This window comes from Nostoc sp. (assembly GCF_036919615.1).
Classification (GTDB): domain Bacteria; phylum Cyanobacteriota; class Cyanobacteriia; order Cyanobacteriales; family Nostocaceae; genus Nostoc.
Map to the genome: position 1 here is coordinate 179088 of NZ_JBALCN010000088.1, position 14281 is coordinate 193368.

Below are 14281 nucleotides of genomic sequence, written 5' to 3' on the forward strand. Positions count from 1 at the left end.
TGTGTATTTATTTAGCCACATCTAATATTTCTTTAAGTGTAAAGTAAATATAGTAAAATACTGGGATTCTATTAATTTCTATAATACCGTATTTTCGAGGCAGGCAATTTTTTACGTCTTTAGAAGACAGTTTATATCCATAGCCACCGTAATTTGGAGGAAGATTTGCTAGTTTAATCGGAGTGCATCTTTCATCAAAAGTGATGCTCCATTTAATTTTTAATTCTAATTTACCATCAGAGCCTCGTTCTAAGTCATGGAATAAGTTTTCATAAAAATAGCTGATTTTTACTTTGTTGAAATCTTTAAAATCTTCTTCTGTAATAAGTTTTGAATACGATAATTGAGTTCGGATGACACCACCAGAATATATTTTTTGGAAAAATTCATCTACTTGCATAAATATATAATTCTCTATAGCCTTCTTTTGCCCATTGTTAGCAAATGAAATAAACGGAACGTAAGCGCTCTCAAACTCTCCATCTCCTGAACGAGTTCCAATTATATTTTGCTCAAAATTCATAAATTATCTTCTAGATAAATAGTTTGTATTAAAGAGAAGTTTGCCCTAAAGACTGTTATACCTTTAAAGTTTAGCTCTGGTTCTAATTCTCCCAATGGCTCAGATGGTACTACGTCATAATAATAGGGAATAAAAAACTCATTTGCAGAAATATTATGTGTTTTCTGTAGAGCATATTCATATGTAAGTTGCTTAACTAGATCATCTCTATATTTTTTGGCTGACTTTGGAGGCAGTAGTTTATTCTTGTAAAACTCCAGTGGTACATTTTTATAATCAATTATTTTTATAGTTTTACCCTCCTTAAAGTTATAGTCTACTGTTGTAGCCTTAGCTTCTAAAACTAAATCAGGACGGATAAAACGACGTAGTATTTTAATTTTACTTGGTTTCTCAATCTCATTGTGTCTAGAGGATAAATTGACGATTCTATCATTTAAATCAAATTCAATACAAAACAGTTCGTCCCATTCAAATTTTTCTGCTTTTTCTGCAACTTTCCCTGAATTCTTGGAAATTCTCAAGGTTTTGCAGTAAACCCATTGATTCCAGTATGTAGTTCCACCATTAACTTTGCAGTTTCCGACTCGATTTTGATCTTCTCCTTCTCTTTTTGAGTTCTGATAGCCTTTCAAAGGTATATCCGTATCCGCATAGCAAATTTCCTCGCAGTGTTCTTTAAAGAAATAGGTGTTACACATATCCTCCCAAATCAGGGAAAACCCATGCACTCCCCAGAATTCACCATCACCTTGCTCAGGATTTATCTCACCGTAGAGGAATGTTTCAATAGCTTCGTAAATTCCCCAATAGTCAGCATCCTTGTAGTAAGTATTTTTATCTATGTTATCTAGCGCTTCTTTGAGAATACTAATAGTCTCTTCAAAGGTATCTTTGCCAAAAATAGATTGGTTACTAGTGAGATAATCCTCCTTAAAGCGTTGGGCAAGAAAGCGGATATCTTGACTGCGTGCTTTAATGTTATCTGGCACATCGCTATTTAACTGCTCTATAATCTCATCTAGAATATAGCAATACAGATTTACAAGGTCAGTGCTTTCATAGCGTACCGTCGAACGTGGCAGATCCATCGCCTCAACATAGATTACATCATTATTTAGATTGTCTTTTAAATAAATAGCGCGATCTAGATACTTGTAAATTTGATAATATTCGATGTCTTCACTACGTCTAACTTTCTTTTGAACTGAGTTTATCGCAAGTTCATCGTAGGCTTCCAGAACTCACTCAATCATTTTAATCTTACTGTAAAGTATACAAACATCTCCTTCCTCTGTTTGCATCTTGACTCCACCAGATGAAAGAGTCGTCTGATCCTGCTGTTGTTGAAAATCAGGTTTATTTATGTTGAATCGTTTGTTGTCTAAATTATCGGCCTCAAACTTCCGAAAGGTGCGATACATTTTGAAAAATAGATTTCGTACTGCGTCGAAGTCACCCTCTGGGAAATTATCAAAGCCATTGGGCAGACAAAACTCGAAGCTATCTTCCAATTTAGACTTAGACTTACGAATACCAATGAAAAAATCGTTAGTATTTTTGATTATATTAAGGCTGGAAAAGTCAAACATGGAACGTTAAACATAGAGGTTAGTGTTTCAAATTTCAATTGTGACACCCAAGTCCAAGATTATCTTTTGTTACCTTCAGCAGTTCCACGAGTGGCTTTTGATCACAATTAAAAACACTGTCCCACAAAAAGAACATTAGTTTATTCTGTATTTGTTCAGCAGTTACAGGCTGTTTGATGAAATAATAGCCGATTTGCTTGTCTTCGATTCCTCGAATCGACGCATGATGGCTTTTAATAAAGTTATTTAGGTTTTTAATAAGCTTTTTCCATTCATTTTCATCTAAGATTCCTCCTTTTCCATACGTCGCCGTATTAGGCTTACTCTCATCCCAGTTCACAAATTCCCAATCCCAACGACGTTTGAATGCACTGTCCATGAAATAAATGGAGTTATCAGAAGTATTCATGGTAGCCAGGATAGAAAGATTAGGCGGAATTCTAATAATCCTATTTACTAAATCAAACCTTAAAAATTCAATTTTCTTTTGTAATGTCTCTAATTTAGCAACTCCATCGTAAGGTTGTAATTTGTACTCATTGATATTTTCTCTTTCATCGTAACCAAACTTTGTTCCTATCAATTCTAATAACTTTCAAAATTCGATATCGGTTAGATTAATTCCATAACTTGACCAACCATCTTCATTTCTATCTAAAAGTTGAAAAGCAGTACCAAATATAGCTGAGGAATTACCTCTATTAATTTCATCAATAACAAGAGCAACATTTTCTGGTTGATTAAGTTGTTTACCCTCTTTATCATAGGCTTCCTTAATATTTTTATAAGATCGAGATAGTGCTTTTAAAAAATGTCCTTCATAATAGTTGTATTCTACTTTCCCTGATCTCATCGTGATTGGTACTAATTTACCCATAAAATCCCCATAGGTATATTCTGGGTGAAAAACTGTTTTGATAATGTTTTCCGGATGAGTAGATTCATCTATACTTAAGTAGTTAAGGATAATCTCGGAAACAATTCTGTGACTTTTGCCAGTTCCCAGACTTCCAAAGAGAATCTTATGAATGGGTTTATTCATTAATGCTGACATTTGATAAGCAACCATTTGTTAACACTGGATGTAAAATTTATACAACAAACCAGTTTAACTCAACTTCTTGTAAACGGGTGGTAAAACTTCTTGGCTATGAGTAACAAATATTCGATAAACTCAGAATTCCCCCAAGATTTACTTAACATGTCCGATTCCCAAACTGTTAGCGCTGCTGTTGCCAAACTCTACAATACCTACCCCTTTCCGCCGGAAGCCCTGTTGGATGAACCACCTCCAGGCTACAATTGGCGCTGGAATTGGCTAGCCGCTCATAATTTCTGCACAGGTCAAAAACCCCAAAAGCAAGATATTCGGATTTTAGATGCAGGTTGCGGTACTGGTGTGGGTACAGAGTACTTGGTTCACCTCAATCCCCAAGCTTCTGTTGTGGGAATTGACCTCAGTACTGGCGCTTTAGCTGTGGCCAAAGAACGTTGTCAGCGTTCAGGGGCTAACCGCGTTGAATTTCATCACCTCAGCTTGTTTGACGTGGAACAGTTACCGGGTGAGTTTGATTTAATTAACTGTGTTGGCGTTTTGCATCATACCCCCGATCCCATTCGGGGTATTCAAGCTTTAGCGAAGAAGTTAGCCCCAGGCGGCTTGATGCACATTTTTGTGTATGGAGAGTTGGGGCGCTGGGAAATTCAACTCATGCAAAAAGCGATCGCACTTCTTCAAGGTGACAAAAAAGGCGACTATCGCGATGGTGTCCAAGTCGGACGAAAAATATTCGCTTCTCTACCAGAAAATAACCGAATTGTCAAATACGATAAGCAGCGTTGGTCACTAGAAAACAACAAGGATGAATACTTTGCCGATATGTACGTTCATCCCCAGGAAATTGACTATAACATTCAGACGCTGTTTGAATTAATTGATGCTTCCAGATTGGAGTTTATTGGTTTCTCGAATCCGAGTTTCTGGAATTTGGAGAGACTTTTAGGCAAAGCACCAGAGTTAGTAGAACGGGCAAAAGAGTTGAGCGCTCGCCAGCTTTACCGCCTGATAGAATTACTAGACCCAGAAGTAACTCATTATGAGTTTTTCCTGGGTCGTCCTCCCTTAATCAAGGCCGACTGGTCAGACGATAACGCCCTATTGGCAGCGATTCCCGAACTTAATCCTTGTATTGAAGGATTTCCCAGTCAATGTTTCTTTAATTACGATTACCAGATTGTTAATTTATCAGTTGCAGAGTTTGAGTTTATGCAAAGATGTAATGCTAATTCAACAGTTGCAGAGATTTTAGCAGGTGTGCAACTGGGATTGGATGGGGTAAGAACGCTTGGACAGCAGCAGCTGATTTTGTTGACACCTGCTTAATTGTATTGTATTTTCATACTGACACTTTAAATTCATGAATTTATACTCGTGGTGAACAGCGATCGCCGTTCACCACTTTTGGCAGAATCAATGTAGATTAGGAAAGTGCCTAACAAACGGGGTATTGTACATCTCAAAAGTTGGAGTTTTATGGAATTCAGCAGTGGTGCGATGTTTAATGACAAGCCGCGACTCTACGATTTCTGATTTGCGGTAAGCCCATCCACTCTTCAAGCACCAGTTGATTTTATTGACGCTGACTTAATTCAAACATCAAGATGCTATGTAACGACATTAGAGGATAATAATCCCCCAAAAAAGCTGGAATTGTCAGAAATTTGGAATTTCTAGGCAGCGATTTTTGATTATTCACCCCCTCACTCCCTCACATCATCAGCCGCTCTCTCACTTCTGGGAGCGCAATTTTACTGAATGTCTAACGTTGACAAGAAGTTAATTGTTTTTTCCTAAAGTATTGTTACCGGATCGTGATATGATTCATCTGACTGAATGTGCAGTCATCATGTTTAGCTGTACTGGTTTCAAGTCTTGTGAGCTTGTCAGACGAATCAATTGCGCCCACTCCGACAACGCAACAAGATGCTAAAACTGTTTCTAAAGATACAGAAACAGATAACTCCATGCAAGAGTTCTATCAACTCTTCCAGCGGTTGTTGGTAATCACGCTTGTCTTGACGGGGGTTATTTTTATCTCTGTGTGGATTTTTTATTCCTTGAACATTGCTCTTAATTATTTAATTGGGGCGTGTACAGGTGTGGTTTACTTAAAAATGCTGGCTAGAGACGTTGAGCAGCTCGGTAGTGAAAAAACCAGTTTGAGCAAAACTCGTTTTGCTCTATTTATGGGAGTGATCGTCGTGGCAACTCAATGGCGTGAGCTACAGATTCTGCCCATATTTTTGGGATTTCTAACTTACAAAGCCACGCTCCTCGTCTATATGGTGCAAATTGCGTTCATTCCTGATTCTTAAAAAGTCAGGCTCACAAAGATAGTAATCCCATCCTCGCTCGTTGGGGAAAATGCTTGAAGAATGCAAATGCTTAGTGTCTTAAACGCCCTTAATTCTTTTCCCCTCGCCGAATTAGAAGTAGGTCATCATTTCTACTGGCAGTTGGGCAATCTTAAAATTCATGGGCAAGTTTTTCTCACCTCATGGTTTGTGATTAGCATTTTAGTAGTGGCTTCAATCGCTGCTACTCGCAACGCACAAAGAATTCCCAAGGGCATCCAAAATTTGATGGAATATGCTCTAGAATTTATCCGAGATTTGGCAAAAAACCAACTTGGTGAGAAAGAGTACCGCCCTTGGGTGCCATTTATTGGCACATTGTTCTTGTTTATTTTCGTATCGAACTGGTCAGGTGCTTTAATTCCCTGGAAGCTCATCAAGCTACCTTCAGGCGAATTGGCAGCTCCTACCAATGACATCAATACCACTGTTGCATTGGCACTGCTGACCTCTTTAGCGTACTTTTACGCAGGTTTTAGCAAACGGGGTTTGGGCTACTTTAAGAAATATATAGAGCCAACACCTATTTTATTGCCGATCGCAATTCTTGAAGATTTCACCAAGCCCCTCTCCCTAAGCTTCCGTCTATTTGGCAATATATTGGCGGATGAATTGGTAGTAGCGGTGCTGGTTCTGCTAGTTCCTCTATTTGTACCTCTACCCGTAATGGCGTTAGGTTTGTTTACCAGTGCCATTCAAGCCCTGGTTTTTGCTACCCTAGCTGGAGCATACATTCATGAGGCCATGGAGGGACATGGTGGAGAAGAGCATGAGGAGCATTAAACTTCTCAGTTGATAGCACAGTTCCAAGAGCATGTTCGCTCAAAACATCGCAAAGCGCGATTGGTAAGAACTCGGTGCAGCGTGAAAAACACGTTTCTAATCGTTAACGTAATGTTTGTTAGTTTTGTAATCAAAGCAAGGAAAATCAACATGGATCCATTAGTGCAGGCTGCTTCAGTTCTCGCTGCTGCTTTAGCGATTGGTTTAGCTGCAATTGGCCCTGGTATTGGTCAAGGAAATGCTGCTGGACAAGCTGTAGAAGGTATTGCCCGTCAACCAGAAGCAGAAGGAAAAATTCGCGGTACTCTGCTATTAACCTTGGCTTTCATGGAATCCTTGACTATCTATGGTCTAGTCATTGCCCTGGTATTGCTATTTGCTAATCCCTTCGGCTAATACCTTAAAGTTTTGTGAGTGTGGAGACGTGAACCATCACGCCTCTGCAATCAAAATGTTTTGGGTATCTTAATAGTTCTAATGTTTGAGTTTACTACCAATTTTGGATTTTGGATTTTGGGTTATCAAGAGTTTTCGGTACATGCCCCTGAGCGATGCCTGCTCTAAAATCTAAAAGACGCTACGCTATCGTCAATCTCAAATCCAAAATTACTTGACCCTTGTTGGCTATGGGTCTCTAAAATATCAAAGGTTGGATGATGTTGCTAGCCATGAAAACTGCTACTCCAGCCAAAGAGGAGAGAAATGTTTGATTTCGATGCTACCTTGCCCTTCATGGCATTGCAATTCCTGCTATTGGCAGCTTTGTTGAATGTAATTTTCTATAAGCCACTGACCAAGGTACTAGATGATCGCGATAATTATATCCGAACTAATACCCTTGACGCGCGGGAACGCTTGGCGAAAGCTGAACGTTTAGCCACCGAATATGAGCAGCAGCTCGCAGAAGCTCGCAGACAATCGCAAGCTACCGTAGAAGCAGCTCAGGTGGAAGCTAAGAAAATTACTGCTCAAAAAATCGCTGAGGCGCAACAAGAAGCTCAGTCTCAACGAGAACAAGCTTCTGTTGAAATAGAGCAACAAAAGCAGGAAGCTATGCGTACCTTAGATCAACGAGTTGATGCCCTAAGCAGGCAGATTCTAGAAAAACTATTGGGACCAACTCCAGTTAGATAAACTAACTTTTCCTGGTTCTGTGAAAGCATACGCGCAACTGGGCGCTAGTCCCAGAGCGCTTAATTAAGTGTCAAAAAAAGGCACTTTTTTCCCTTCGAGGAAAGATACTTTATTTCCCTAAAGGAAAATACAACGTATTAGCAAGCGAGCAGCGCACTTGTAGATGAGTATCATGGGGACATTCTTATTACTTGCCGCAGAAGCGAACGCTGTTCACTCTGAATTGGCAGAAGGCGCAGCCGAAGGTGGTTTCGGTCTAAACCTAGACATTTTTGAAACCAATCTGATCAATCTAGCGATTCTGGTTGGCATACTATTCTACTTCGGACGTAAAGTTTTAAGCAATATCCTGAACGAGCGACAATCCAATATTGCCACTACAATTCAGGAAGCAGAAGGGCGCTTAAAAGAGGCACAGAAGGCGCTATCGCAAGCGCAAGAGCAGTTGACCCAAGCTCAGGCAGAGGCCCAACGCATCCGCAAATCTGCTGAAGAAAACGCCATCAAGGCTAAAGAAGCCCTGTTAGCGAAAGCAGTGCAAGACGTAGAACGCTTGAAACAAACAGCAGCAGAGGATTTAAACACCGAAACAGAGCGAGCGATCGCCCAACTGCGGCAACGAGTTGCTACACTAGCATTGCAAAAAGTCGAATCGCAACTCAAAGGCGGAATTGCTGGCGATGCTCAACAAAGTTTAATTGATCGCAGCATCGCACAACTGGGAGGCAATGTATGACAAGTCAGGTAGCGGCAGCCGAAGTAGCCCAACCTTACGCACAGGCACTTTTGTCAATAGCGCAATCGAAAAATTTGACAGAAGAGTTCGGGGAAGATGCGCGTACTTTCCTGGGCCTGCTTAGAGGAGACAAACAGCTACACAACTTCTTCAGCAACCCGTTTATTCAGTCTGAGAATAAAAAAGCTCTGATCAAACAAATACTCGGTGAAGGCGCTAACCCCTACTTACGCAATTTTTTGCTGATACTGGTAGATAAACGCCGTATTGCATTCTTGGAATCAATTTTTCAACAGTATCTGACGCTGTTGCGGCAGCTGAATCAAACCGTATTAGCGGAAGTAGTTTCAGCCGTTCCCCTCACAGAAGCTCAACAGCAGGCAATCATCCAAAAGGTGATCGCCATCACGAATGCTCGCCAGGTAGAACTAGAAACCAAGGTAGACAGCGAGTTAATTGGTGGTGTGATCATTAAAGTAGGCTCGCAGGTAATTGACGCCAGTATCCGGGGTCAGTTGCGCCGCCTTTCATTGCGCTTAACCAGTAGTTAGTAAGTTAGGAGTTAGGAGTTAGAAGTTAGGAGTTAAGTAAATAGTAATTTATTTTGACTTTTAACTTGCAATTTTTGCATTTTTAACTCATCACTCCTAACTCTTAACTCCTAACTAAATTAATTTTTCCGTATCGAAAGCAAAAAAGATAGACACATGAGTATATCAATTAGACCTGACGAAATTAGCAGCATAATCCAACAACAAATCGAGCAATATGACCAAGAAGTCAAAGTTGCTAATGTTGGTACCGTCCTGCAAGTAGGTGACGGTATTGCCCGGATTTATGGTCTGGAAAAGGCTATGGCTGGGGAACTTTTAGAATTTGAAGACGGTACAGTAGGCATCGCCCAGAATTTGGAAGAAGACAACGTAGGCGCGGTGCTTATGGGTGAAGGTCTGGAAATTCAAGAAGGTAGCTCTGTAACTGCCACTGGTAGAATTGCCCAAGTACCCGTTGGAGATGCCTTAATTGGACGAGTCGTAGACGGCTTGGGTCGCCCCATCGATGGTAAGGGAGACATCAAGTCCTCAGAAAGCCGTTTGATTGAATCTCCAGCACCAGGTATCATCGCTCGTCGATCTGTACACGAACCCATGCAAACGGGTATTACAGCTATTGACTCAATGATTCCCATCGGTCGTGGTCAGCGGGAATTGATTATTGGTGACCGTCAAACTGGCAAAACTGCGATCGCGATTGACACGATCATCAACCAAAAAGAAGAAGATGTAGTTTGTGTCTACGTTGCGATCGGTCAAAAGGCTTCCACAGTTGCTAACGTGGTGCAGACATTGCAAGAAAAAGGCGCGATGGATTACACCGTCGTTGTCTTTGCTAGCGCCAGTGACCCAGCAACCCTGCAATACCTAGCTCCTTACACAGGCGCAACTATTGCTGAGTACTTTATGTACAAAGGCAAAGCTACCCTGGTAATTTACGATGATCTATCCAAGCAAGCCCAAGCTTATCGGCAAATGTCCCTACTGTTGCGTCGTCCCCCCGGACGCGAAGCCTACCCTGGAGATGTATTCTACATTCACTCTCGTTTGTTAGAAAGAGCCGCAAAGTTAAGTGACGAATTAGGTAAAGGCAGTATGACCGCCCTACCAATTATCGAAACCCAAGCTGGTGACGTTTCGGCATACATCCCCACTAACGTAATTTCCATTACCGATGGTCAGATATTCCTGTCTTCTGACTTGTTTAACGCTGGTATCCGTCCTGCTGTAAACCCTGGTATTTCTGTATCCCGCGTGGGTTCTGCGGCTCAAACTAAGGCAATGAAAAAAGTTGCCGGTAAGATTAAATTGGAACTAGCCCAATTTGACGACCTGCAAGCCTTCGCTCAATTTGCTTCCGACTTAGATAAAGCCACTCAAGACCAGTTGGCACGGGGTCAGCGGTTGCGCGAACTACTCAAGCAGCCACAAAATTCGCCACTTTCGGTATACGAGCAAGTGGCAATTTTGTATGCTGGTATTAATGGGTATTTAGATGATGTGCCTGTAGAAAAAGTCACTAGCTTTACCCAAGGTCTGCGTGAGTACTTAAAGACTGGGAAAACTCAGTATGCACAAGGAGTACAAGCCTCCAAAGCACTAGGTGACGCAGAAGAAACTGCCTTGAAGGAAGCACTCACCGAATACAAGAAGACCTTCAAAGCAGCAGCGTAATTAAAGTTAGGAGTGAAGAGTTAAGAGTTAAAAGTTAATGAAACACTCTTAGCTCTTAACTCCTAACCGGAGGCGAAGCATCTCCGGCTTTGCTCCTAACTCCTAACTCCTAACTCAAGAATATGGCCAACCTAAAAGCAATACGCGATCGCATTCAGTCGGTCAAAAACACCAAAAAAATCACAGAAGCCATGCGCCTAGTTGCGGCAGCTAGAGTGCGTCGGGCGCAAGAACAAGTACTAGCGACTCGCCCCTTTGCCGATCGCTTGGCACAAGTATTATATGGTTTGCAAAGCCGTCTGCGCTTTGAAGAAGCAAACCTACCACTACTGAAAAAACGCCAAGTTAAGTCAGTCGGACTGTTGGTCATCTCTGGCGATCGCGGTCTATGCGGCGGCTACAATAGTAACGTCATTCGTCGTGCAGAAAACCGCGCCAAGGAAATTAAGGCAGAAGGTTTAGACTATACATTTGTGATCGTCGGACGCAAAGCTACGCAGTACTTTCAACGCCGTGATCAGCCCATTGATGCTACTTACAGCGGCTTAGAGCAAATTCCCACCGCTGCAGAAGCCAATCAGATTGCCGATCAACTACTTTCCTTGTTCCTTTCAGAAAAAGTAGACCGCATCGAGTTAATCTATACCAGATTCCTTTCCTTGGTTAGCTCCCGTCCTGTAGTGCAAACCTTACTGCCCCTCGATCCGCAAGGTCTAGAAGTAGCCGATGATGAAATCTTCCGCTTGACAACCCGTGGCGGTAAATTTGAAGTAGAACGGGAGAAAGTGACTAAGCAAGTCCGCCCGTTGGCTCCTGACATGATTTTCGAGCAAGATCCAGTGCAGATTCTCGATTCTTTGTTGCCCCTGTATCTAAGTAACCAGCTATTGCGGGCGCTGCAAGAATCTGCGGCTAGTGAACTAGCAGCGCGGATGACAGCCATGAGTAATGCTAGCGAGAATGCCGGTGAACTGATTAACAACCTGACGCTGTCTTACAACAAAGCCCGACAAGCGGCAATTACTCAAGAACTCCTTGAGGTTGTTGGTGGTGCTGAAGCACTAACTTAGGGTATAGCTAATTGTTAGTTACGATAATAGCTAATTGCTAATTATTTTAAGGTTGGCAATTGGCTATTTTTCGTATTTGGGACTTTTAACTAAATGACATTGACGGTATATGGGCCATTATCTACTGAGGTTTATGAAATAACCAAGCCCATTGATCGAGATTACCCAGATGTTTAATACTACATCAAACACCTTTCGTCAATTGGTGGTAGAATTTTGGAGGCGATGGTTGGGACGGGACGACTACTTATTCCACTGCTAGAAGCTAGTATTAATGTTGAGGGTATTGATAGTTTACCAGATATGCTGGCTGCTTGTCGAAAGCACTGTGCTGATAGGAATTTAAATTCGGTTCTGCATCAAGGTTGTGTAGAAAATCTTGACATTCCTGGTAAATCAGTGCAATCGCAGTTTCCTTCGGCTCATTTATGCTGCTAGAAAAGCGAACTGCTGCTGTGTCTGCTCTACAAGCTTTTGCTCGACATCTAGAACCACAAGGGCGAATCTTTATTGATTTAGAGTTGCCTATCGAAGATTTTAAAACAGAAAACATTGTTAAACAGCTACCACTAATTGACTGCCCTGATGGATCAATAATCCTCTTGCAATCCACATCTCGGATAGACTGGCTCAATCAACTTAACACAACTGTAATTCGTTACCAGAAGTGGAAAGACAGCAAACTCGTTGCCACAGAGCTACAAAATTTGTCCCTACATTGGTTTGGACGCGACGAATTTATTATGTGTTTACGGGAAAACGGCTACAAAGACATCAGCCTGTGTGCCAATTACACTGATAGTCTAAAACTAACTTCATATAAAGATACCTTGTGTTTCTCAGCAGTACTGGCATAAACCAAAAATTTTTGTTAGCAACACATTTCAAGAATTACGTATTATAATTGAAGTAGGAAGCGCATGGGTCCGTCACGGTTTCGACAGGTTGGCGAACGCTGCTCTGTGATTCAGGTCGAGAGTGAGTCTCCTCTCGGAAATCAAAGGCTCAAACAAAAAGTAAATGCGAATAACATCGTTAACTTTGCTCGTAAGGATGCTCTAGTAGCAGCCTAAACACCTCTTATAGGTTCGAGCGTCTTTAGTTTGACTCCGTTAAGGACTGAAGACCAAACCCCAACGGATGCTCTAGTAAGCGTTCTCTGGTTGGCTTGCTGGCTAAGATTAAATCAGAGCATCCTACGTTCGGGATAATGAACGATTCCCGCCTTGAGGATCAGAAAGGCTAAACCTGTGAATGAGCGGGGGGTCAATACCCAATTTGGACAGCAGTTCGACTCTGCTCGGATCCACTAAGAATAAGTAACAAATCCACCAAACAGTTTAATGTTTAGGTGGATTTTGTTTTATTACTTGTCAATCAGCTAATTATTCTGTTCTTGGGGTTGTTTGTGTGCGCTTCCAAACCTCCTTCCCCTTTTTTTAAGTACCCGTCGTAATCGATCGGCACTCAAGTTTACTTGACGCTCAGATGCCAGTTTTTTTGCTAATTGTTTAGAGTTATAAGTTTGTGACTCTTGAGCTAAACAATTTTCTAGATAAACCAAATCTGATTCTGAATATCGGGGTTTTCCCCCTCGACCAGGAGCATCCCACAGACCTGCTAAACCCATCTTTTCCCAACGATGAAGGGTTTGACGGACTGTTGAAATCGCCCAGCTTAAGCCTTTAGCAATATGCTCATTTTTTAAGCCGCGAGCATTCAGCAGTAAAACTTGAGCACGATCCTTTGTACGTTGAGGAACATCTTTGGCTTTTCTTAACTCTTCTAAAGTCAGCTTTTCATCTTCAGTTAGAAAGACTTTTAATCGGCATCCCATAAACAATAACCTTTTACACAGTCAATTTTTGCCATTTTTGTGTCTATTCACGCCTATACACTTAATTACTTGCGTATTTAGTAACACATTCTAAAAGCTGAACTACAAGTATTAAGGATGCCTGCGTCTAGAAGGCTGCTACGCGAAAAGTATTGGCTTGAGAACACTATCAAAGTTTGCAATTTATTATCGACAATGAATTTTCAAAAAAAGTTAGGTACATCAGAAATGACACCATTAGCCTGTATAGGCAAATTTATTCGATAGCAGAAGCTGTAGCTTGTAGCTATGACAATAAGAATTTGTTGGCGTTGTCCTGATTAATATCGAAAGTCGATTATAAAGGACTGTATCATTAAATTTCTGAGATTATTCGTATAGTTACGGAGATTTACCGAAACTTTAAAAATTATTTTTCCGCTAGTTTCCATTTGGATGAGCATAAAAAGATATACAGACCTAGTTCCTTTTTATTCAACTCGTCTCTGGAAATTTGCCTTGATTATCTCCAAAAAAATATCTATTTTCTCAACTTTACAGAAAGTTTATATTTGACGTAACCAGATTCTTGGTTGAGACAAAAATATATTCAATACCCATTGGAAAAAACAGTGTTAACAGCTTATTTGATACAGATTAAAAACGTAGAAAAAATTTATCTTACCTTTCCTACTTTTCCCACTTTTCCTACTTTTATACTTAGTTATAAGAGAGGATACTAAAAAAAACTAACATTTTATGATTGACATCTAAATCTATTCTCTTAAGACATTTATGTTGCGATCACCCAACATTCTGCACCACAATTACAAAGTCACTTTGTAAATTCTGGTATGTCTTTAGCATTCATAATTCTGAAAAATAAAGGTTAGTATAATAGTCATGGATGTGTGATATTTTTTTAAGTTGTTATTGTCAAATTAATATGATGAACATAATATTTTTAATTAGGATAAAATTAGAA

At 40.8% G+C, this 14281-nt stretch carries 17 protein-coding genes and 1 other RNA gene; 12 read left to right on the forward strand and 6 right to left on the reverse strand.

The window, feature by feature from the left end:
• Positions 1-7: 7 nt before the first annotated feature.
• The 5 genes from V7K48_RS24955 to V7K48_RS24975 all read right to left on the reverse strand — a co-directional run bounded on the left by V7K48_RS24955 (position 8) and on the right by V7K48_RS24975 (position 3184).
• The gene (locus V7K48_RS24955; protein ID WP_335076364.1) at positions 8-523 is read right to left on the reverse strand and encodes a hypothetical protein; all 516 of its coding nucleotides are present in this window, start codon (positions 521-523) and stop codon (positions 8-10) included.
• Positions 520-1614: a hypothetical protein gene (locus tag V7K48_RS24960; RefSeq protein WP_335076366.1), complete on the reverse strand. Its 1095-nt coding sequence runs from the start codon at positions 1612-1614 to the stop codon at positions 520-522. The genes V7K48_RS24955 and V7K48_RS24960 overlap by 4 nt, the downstream gene beginning before the upstream one ends.
• 153 nt (positions 1615-1767) lie before the next feature.
• The gene (locus V7K48_RS24965; protein ID WP_335076368.1) at positions 1768-2115 is read right to left on the reverse strand and encodes a hypothetical protein; all 348 of its coding nucleotides are present in this window, start codon (positions 2113-2115) and stop codon (positions 1768-1770) included.
• A 34-nt stretch (positions 2116-2149) separates the two neighbouring features.
• Positions 2150-2698, reverse strand: coding sequence for a hypothetical protein (locus tag V7K48_RS24970; protein ID WP_335076370.1), 549 nt, complete (start codon positions 2696-2698; stop codon positions 2150-2152).
• A 12-nt stretch (positions 2699-2710) separates the two neighbouring features.
• Positions 2711-3184: a hypothetical protein gene (locus V7K48_RS24975; RefSeq protein WP_335076372.1), complete on the reverse strand. Its 474-nt coding sequence runs from the start codon at positions 3182-3184 to the stop codon at positions 2711-2713.
• 132 nt (positions 3185-3316) lie between these two features.
• Here V7K48_RS24975 and V7K48_RS24980 point away from each other — a divergent pair, with 132 nt between their 5' ends.
• The 12 genes from V7K48_RS24980 (at position 3317) to ssrA (ending at position 12792) form a co-directional block, all read left to right on the forward strand.
• Positions 3317-4498 (forward strand): class I SAM-dependent methyltransferase, encoded by a 1182-nt coding sequence (locus V7K48_RS24980; protein ID WP_335076374.1) that lies wholly within the window; start codon positions 3317-3319, stop codon positions 4496-4498.
• Between the two features lie 551 nt (positions 4499-5049).
• Positions 5050-5490 (forward strand): ATP synthase subunit I, encoded by a 441-nt coding sequence (locus tag V7K48_RS24985; protein ID WP_334979845.1) that lies wholly within the window; start codon positions 5050-5052, stop codon positions 5488-5490.
• A gap of 60 nt (positions 5491-5550) precedes the next feature.
• On the forward strand, positions 5551-6312 hold the full coding sequence (gene atpB / locus V7K48_RS24990) for a F0F1 ATP synthase subunit A (protein WP_335076376.1): 762 nt from the start codon (positions 5551-5553) through the stop codon (positions 6310-6312).
• Positions 6313-6462: 150 nt separating this feature from the next.
• Positions 6463-6708 carry an ATP synthase F0 subunit C gene (gene atpE, locus V7K48_RS24995; RefSeq protein WP_012411162.1) on the forward strand — a complete coding sequence of 82 codons (246 nt, stop codon included), beginning with the start codon at positions 6463-6465 and terminating at the stop codon, positions 6706-6708.
• Positions 6709-7014: 306 nt separating this feature from the next.
• On the forward strand, positions 7015-7446 hold the full coding sequence (locus tag V7K48_RS25000) for a F0F1 ATP synthase subunit B' (protein ID WP_334979843.1): 432 nt from the start codon (positions 7015-7017) through the stop codon (positions 7444-7446).
• A 163-nt stretch (positions 7447-7609) separates the two neighbouring features.
• On the forward strand, positions 7610-8182 hold the full coding sequence (locus V7K48_RS25005; protein WP_335076378.1) for a F0F1 ATP synthase subunit B: 573 nt from the start codon (positions 7610-7612) through the stop codon (positions 8180-8182).
• Entirely contained in the window at positions 8179-8733 is a 555-nt protein-coding gene (gene atpH, locus V7K48_RS25010; RefSeq protein WP_334979839.1) for an ATP synthase F1 subunit delta, read from the forward strand. Before V7K48_RS25005 ends, atpH begins: the two co-directional genes overlap by 4 nt.
• A 156-nt stretch (positions 8734-8889) precedes the next feature.
• Complete coding sequence (gene atpA / locus V7K48_RS25015) at positions 8890-10410, forward strand: F0F1 ATP synthase subunit alpha (RefSeq protein ID WP_335076380.1); 1521 nt, start codon at positions 8890-8892, stop codon at positions 10408-10410.
• Positions 10411-10532: 122 nt separating this feature from the next.
• Positions 10533-11480 (forward strand): F0F1 ATP synthase subunit gamma, encoded by a 948-nt coding sequence (locus tag V7K48_RS25020; protein ID WP_335076382.1) that lies wholly within the window; start codon positions 10533-10535, stop codon positions 11478-11480.
• A gap of 225 nt (positions 11481-11705) precedes the next feature.
• Complete coding sequence (locus tag V7K48_RS25025) at positions 11706-11918, forward strand: class I SAM-dependent methyltransferase (protein WP_335076422.1); 213 nt, start codon at positions 11706-11708, stop codon at positions 11916-11918.
• The gene (locus tag V7K48_RS25030) at positions 11909-12337 is read left to right on the forward strand and encodes a hypothetical protein (RefSeq protein ID WP_335076384.1); all 429 of its coding nucleotides are present in this window, start codon (positions 11909-11911) and stop codon (positions 12335-12337) included. The genes V7K48_RS25025 and V7K48_RS25030 overlap by 10 nt, the downstream gene beginning before the upstream one ends.
• A 65-nt stretch (positions 12338-12402) precedes the next feature.
• Positions 12403-12792: a transfer-messenger RNA gene (gene ssrA, locus V7K48_RS25035) on the forward strand.
• Positions 12793-12861: 69 nt separating this feature from the next.
• Here the strand turns inward: ssrA and V7K48_RS25040 are convergent.
• Positions 12862-13317 carry a helix-turn-helix domain-containing protein gene (locus tag V7K48_RS25040; protein ID WP_335076386.1) on the reverse strand — a complete coding sequence of 152 codons (456 nt, stop codon included), beginning with the start codon at positions 13315-13317 and terminating at the stop codon, positions 12862-12864.
• Positions 13318-14281: the final 964 nt, after the last annotated feature.

Coding starts and splice junctions, on each gene's coding strand:
- V7K48_RS24980 (WP_335076374.1), top strand. CDS start 3,317: ATGTCCGATTCCCAAACTGTTAGCGCTGCTGTTGCCAAACTCTACAAT.
- V7K48_RS24960 (WP_335076366.1), bottom strand. CDS start 1,614: ATGGATCTGCCACGTTCGACGGTACGCTATGAAAGCACTGACCTTGTA.
- atpE (WP_012411162.1), top strand. CDS start 6,463: ATGGATCCATTAGTGCAGGCTGCTTCAGTTCTCGCTGCTGCTTTAGCG.
- V7K48_RS25020 (WP_335076382.1), top strand. CDS start 10,533: ATGGCCAACCTAAAAGCAATACGCGATCGCATTCAGTCGGTCAAAAAC.
- atpB (WP_335076376.1), top strand. CDS start 5,551: ATGCAAATGCTTAGTGTCTTAAACGCCCTTAATTCTTTTCCCCTCGCC.
- atpA (WP_335076380.1), top strand. CDS start 8,890: ATGAGTATATCAATTAGACCTGACGAAATTAGCAGCATAATCCAACAA.
- V7K48_RS25030 (WP_335076384.1), top strand. CDS start 11,909: ATGCTGCTAGAAAAGCGAACTGCTGCTGTGTCTGCTCTACAAGCTTTT.
- V7K48_RS25040 (WP_335076386.1), bottom strand. CDS start 13,317: ATGGGATGCCGATTAAAAGTCTTTCTAACTGAAGATGAAAAGCTGACT.
- V7K48_RS25005 (WP_335076378.1), top strand. CDS start 7,610: ATGAGTATCATGGGGACATTCTTATTACTTGCCGCAGAAGCGAACGCT.
- V7K48_RS24955 (WP_335076364.1), bottom strand. CDS start 523: ATGAATTTTGAGCAAAATATAATTGGAACTCGTTCAGGAGATGGAGAG.
- V7K48_RS24975 (WP_335076372.1), bottom strand. CDS start 3,184: ATGGTTGCTTATCAAATGTCAGCATTAATGAATAAACCCATTCATAAG.
- atpH (WP_334979839.1), top strand. CDS start 8,179: ATGACAAGTCAGGTAGCGGCAGCCGAAGTAGCCCAACCTTACGCACAG.
- V7K48_RS25025 (WP_335076422.1), top strand. CDS start 11,706: ATGGTTGGGACGGGACGACTACTTATTCCACTGCTAGAAGCTAGTATT.
- V7K48_RS24965 (WP_335076368.1), bottom strand. CDS start 2,115: ATGTTTGACTTTTCCAGCCTTAATATAATCAAAAATACTAACGATTTT.
- V7K48_RS25000 (WP_334979843.1), top strand. CDS start 7,015: ATGTTTGATTTCGATGCTACCTTGCCCTTCATGGCATTGCAATTCCTG.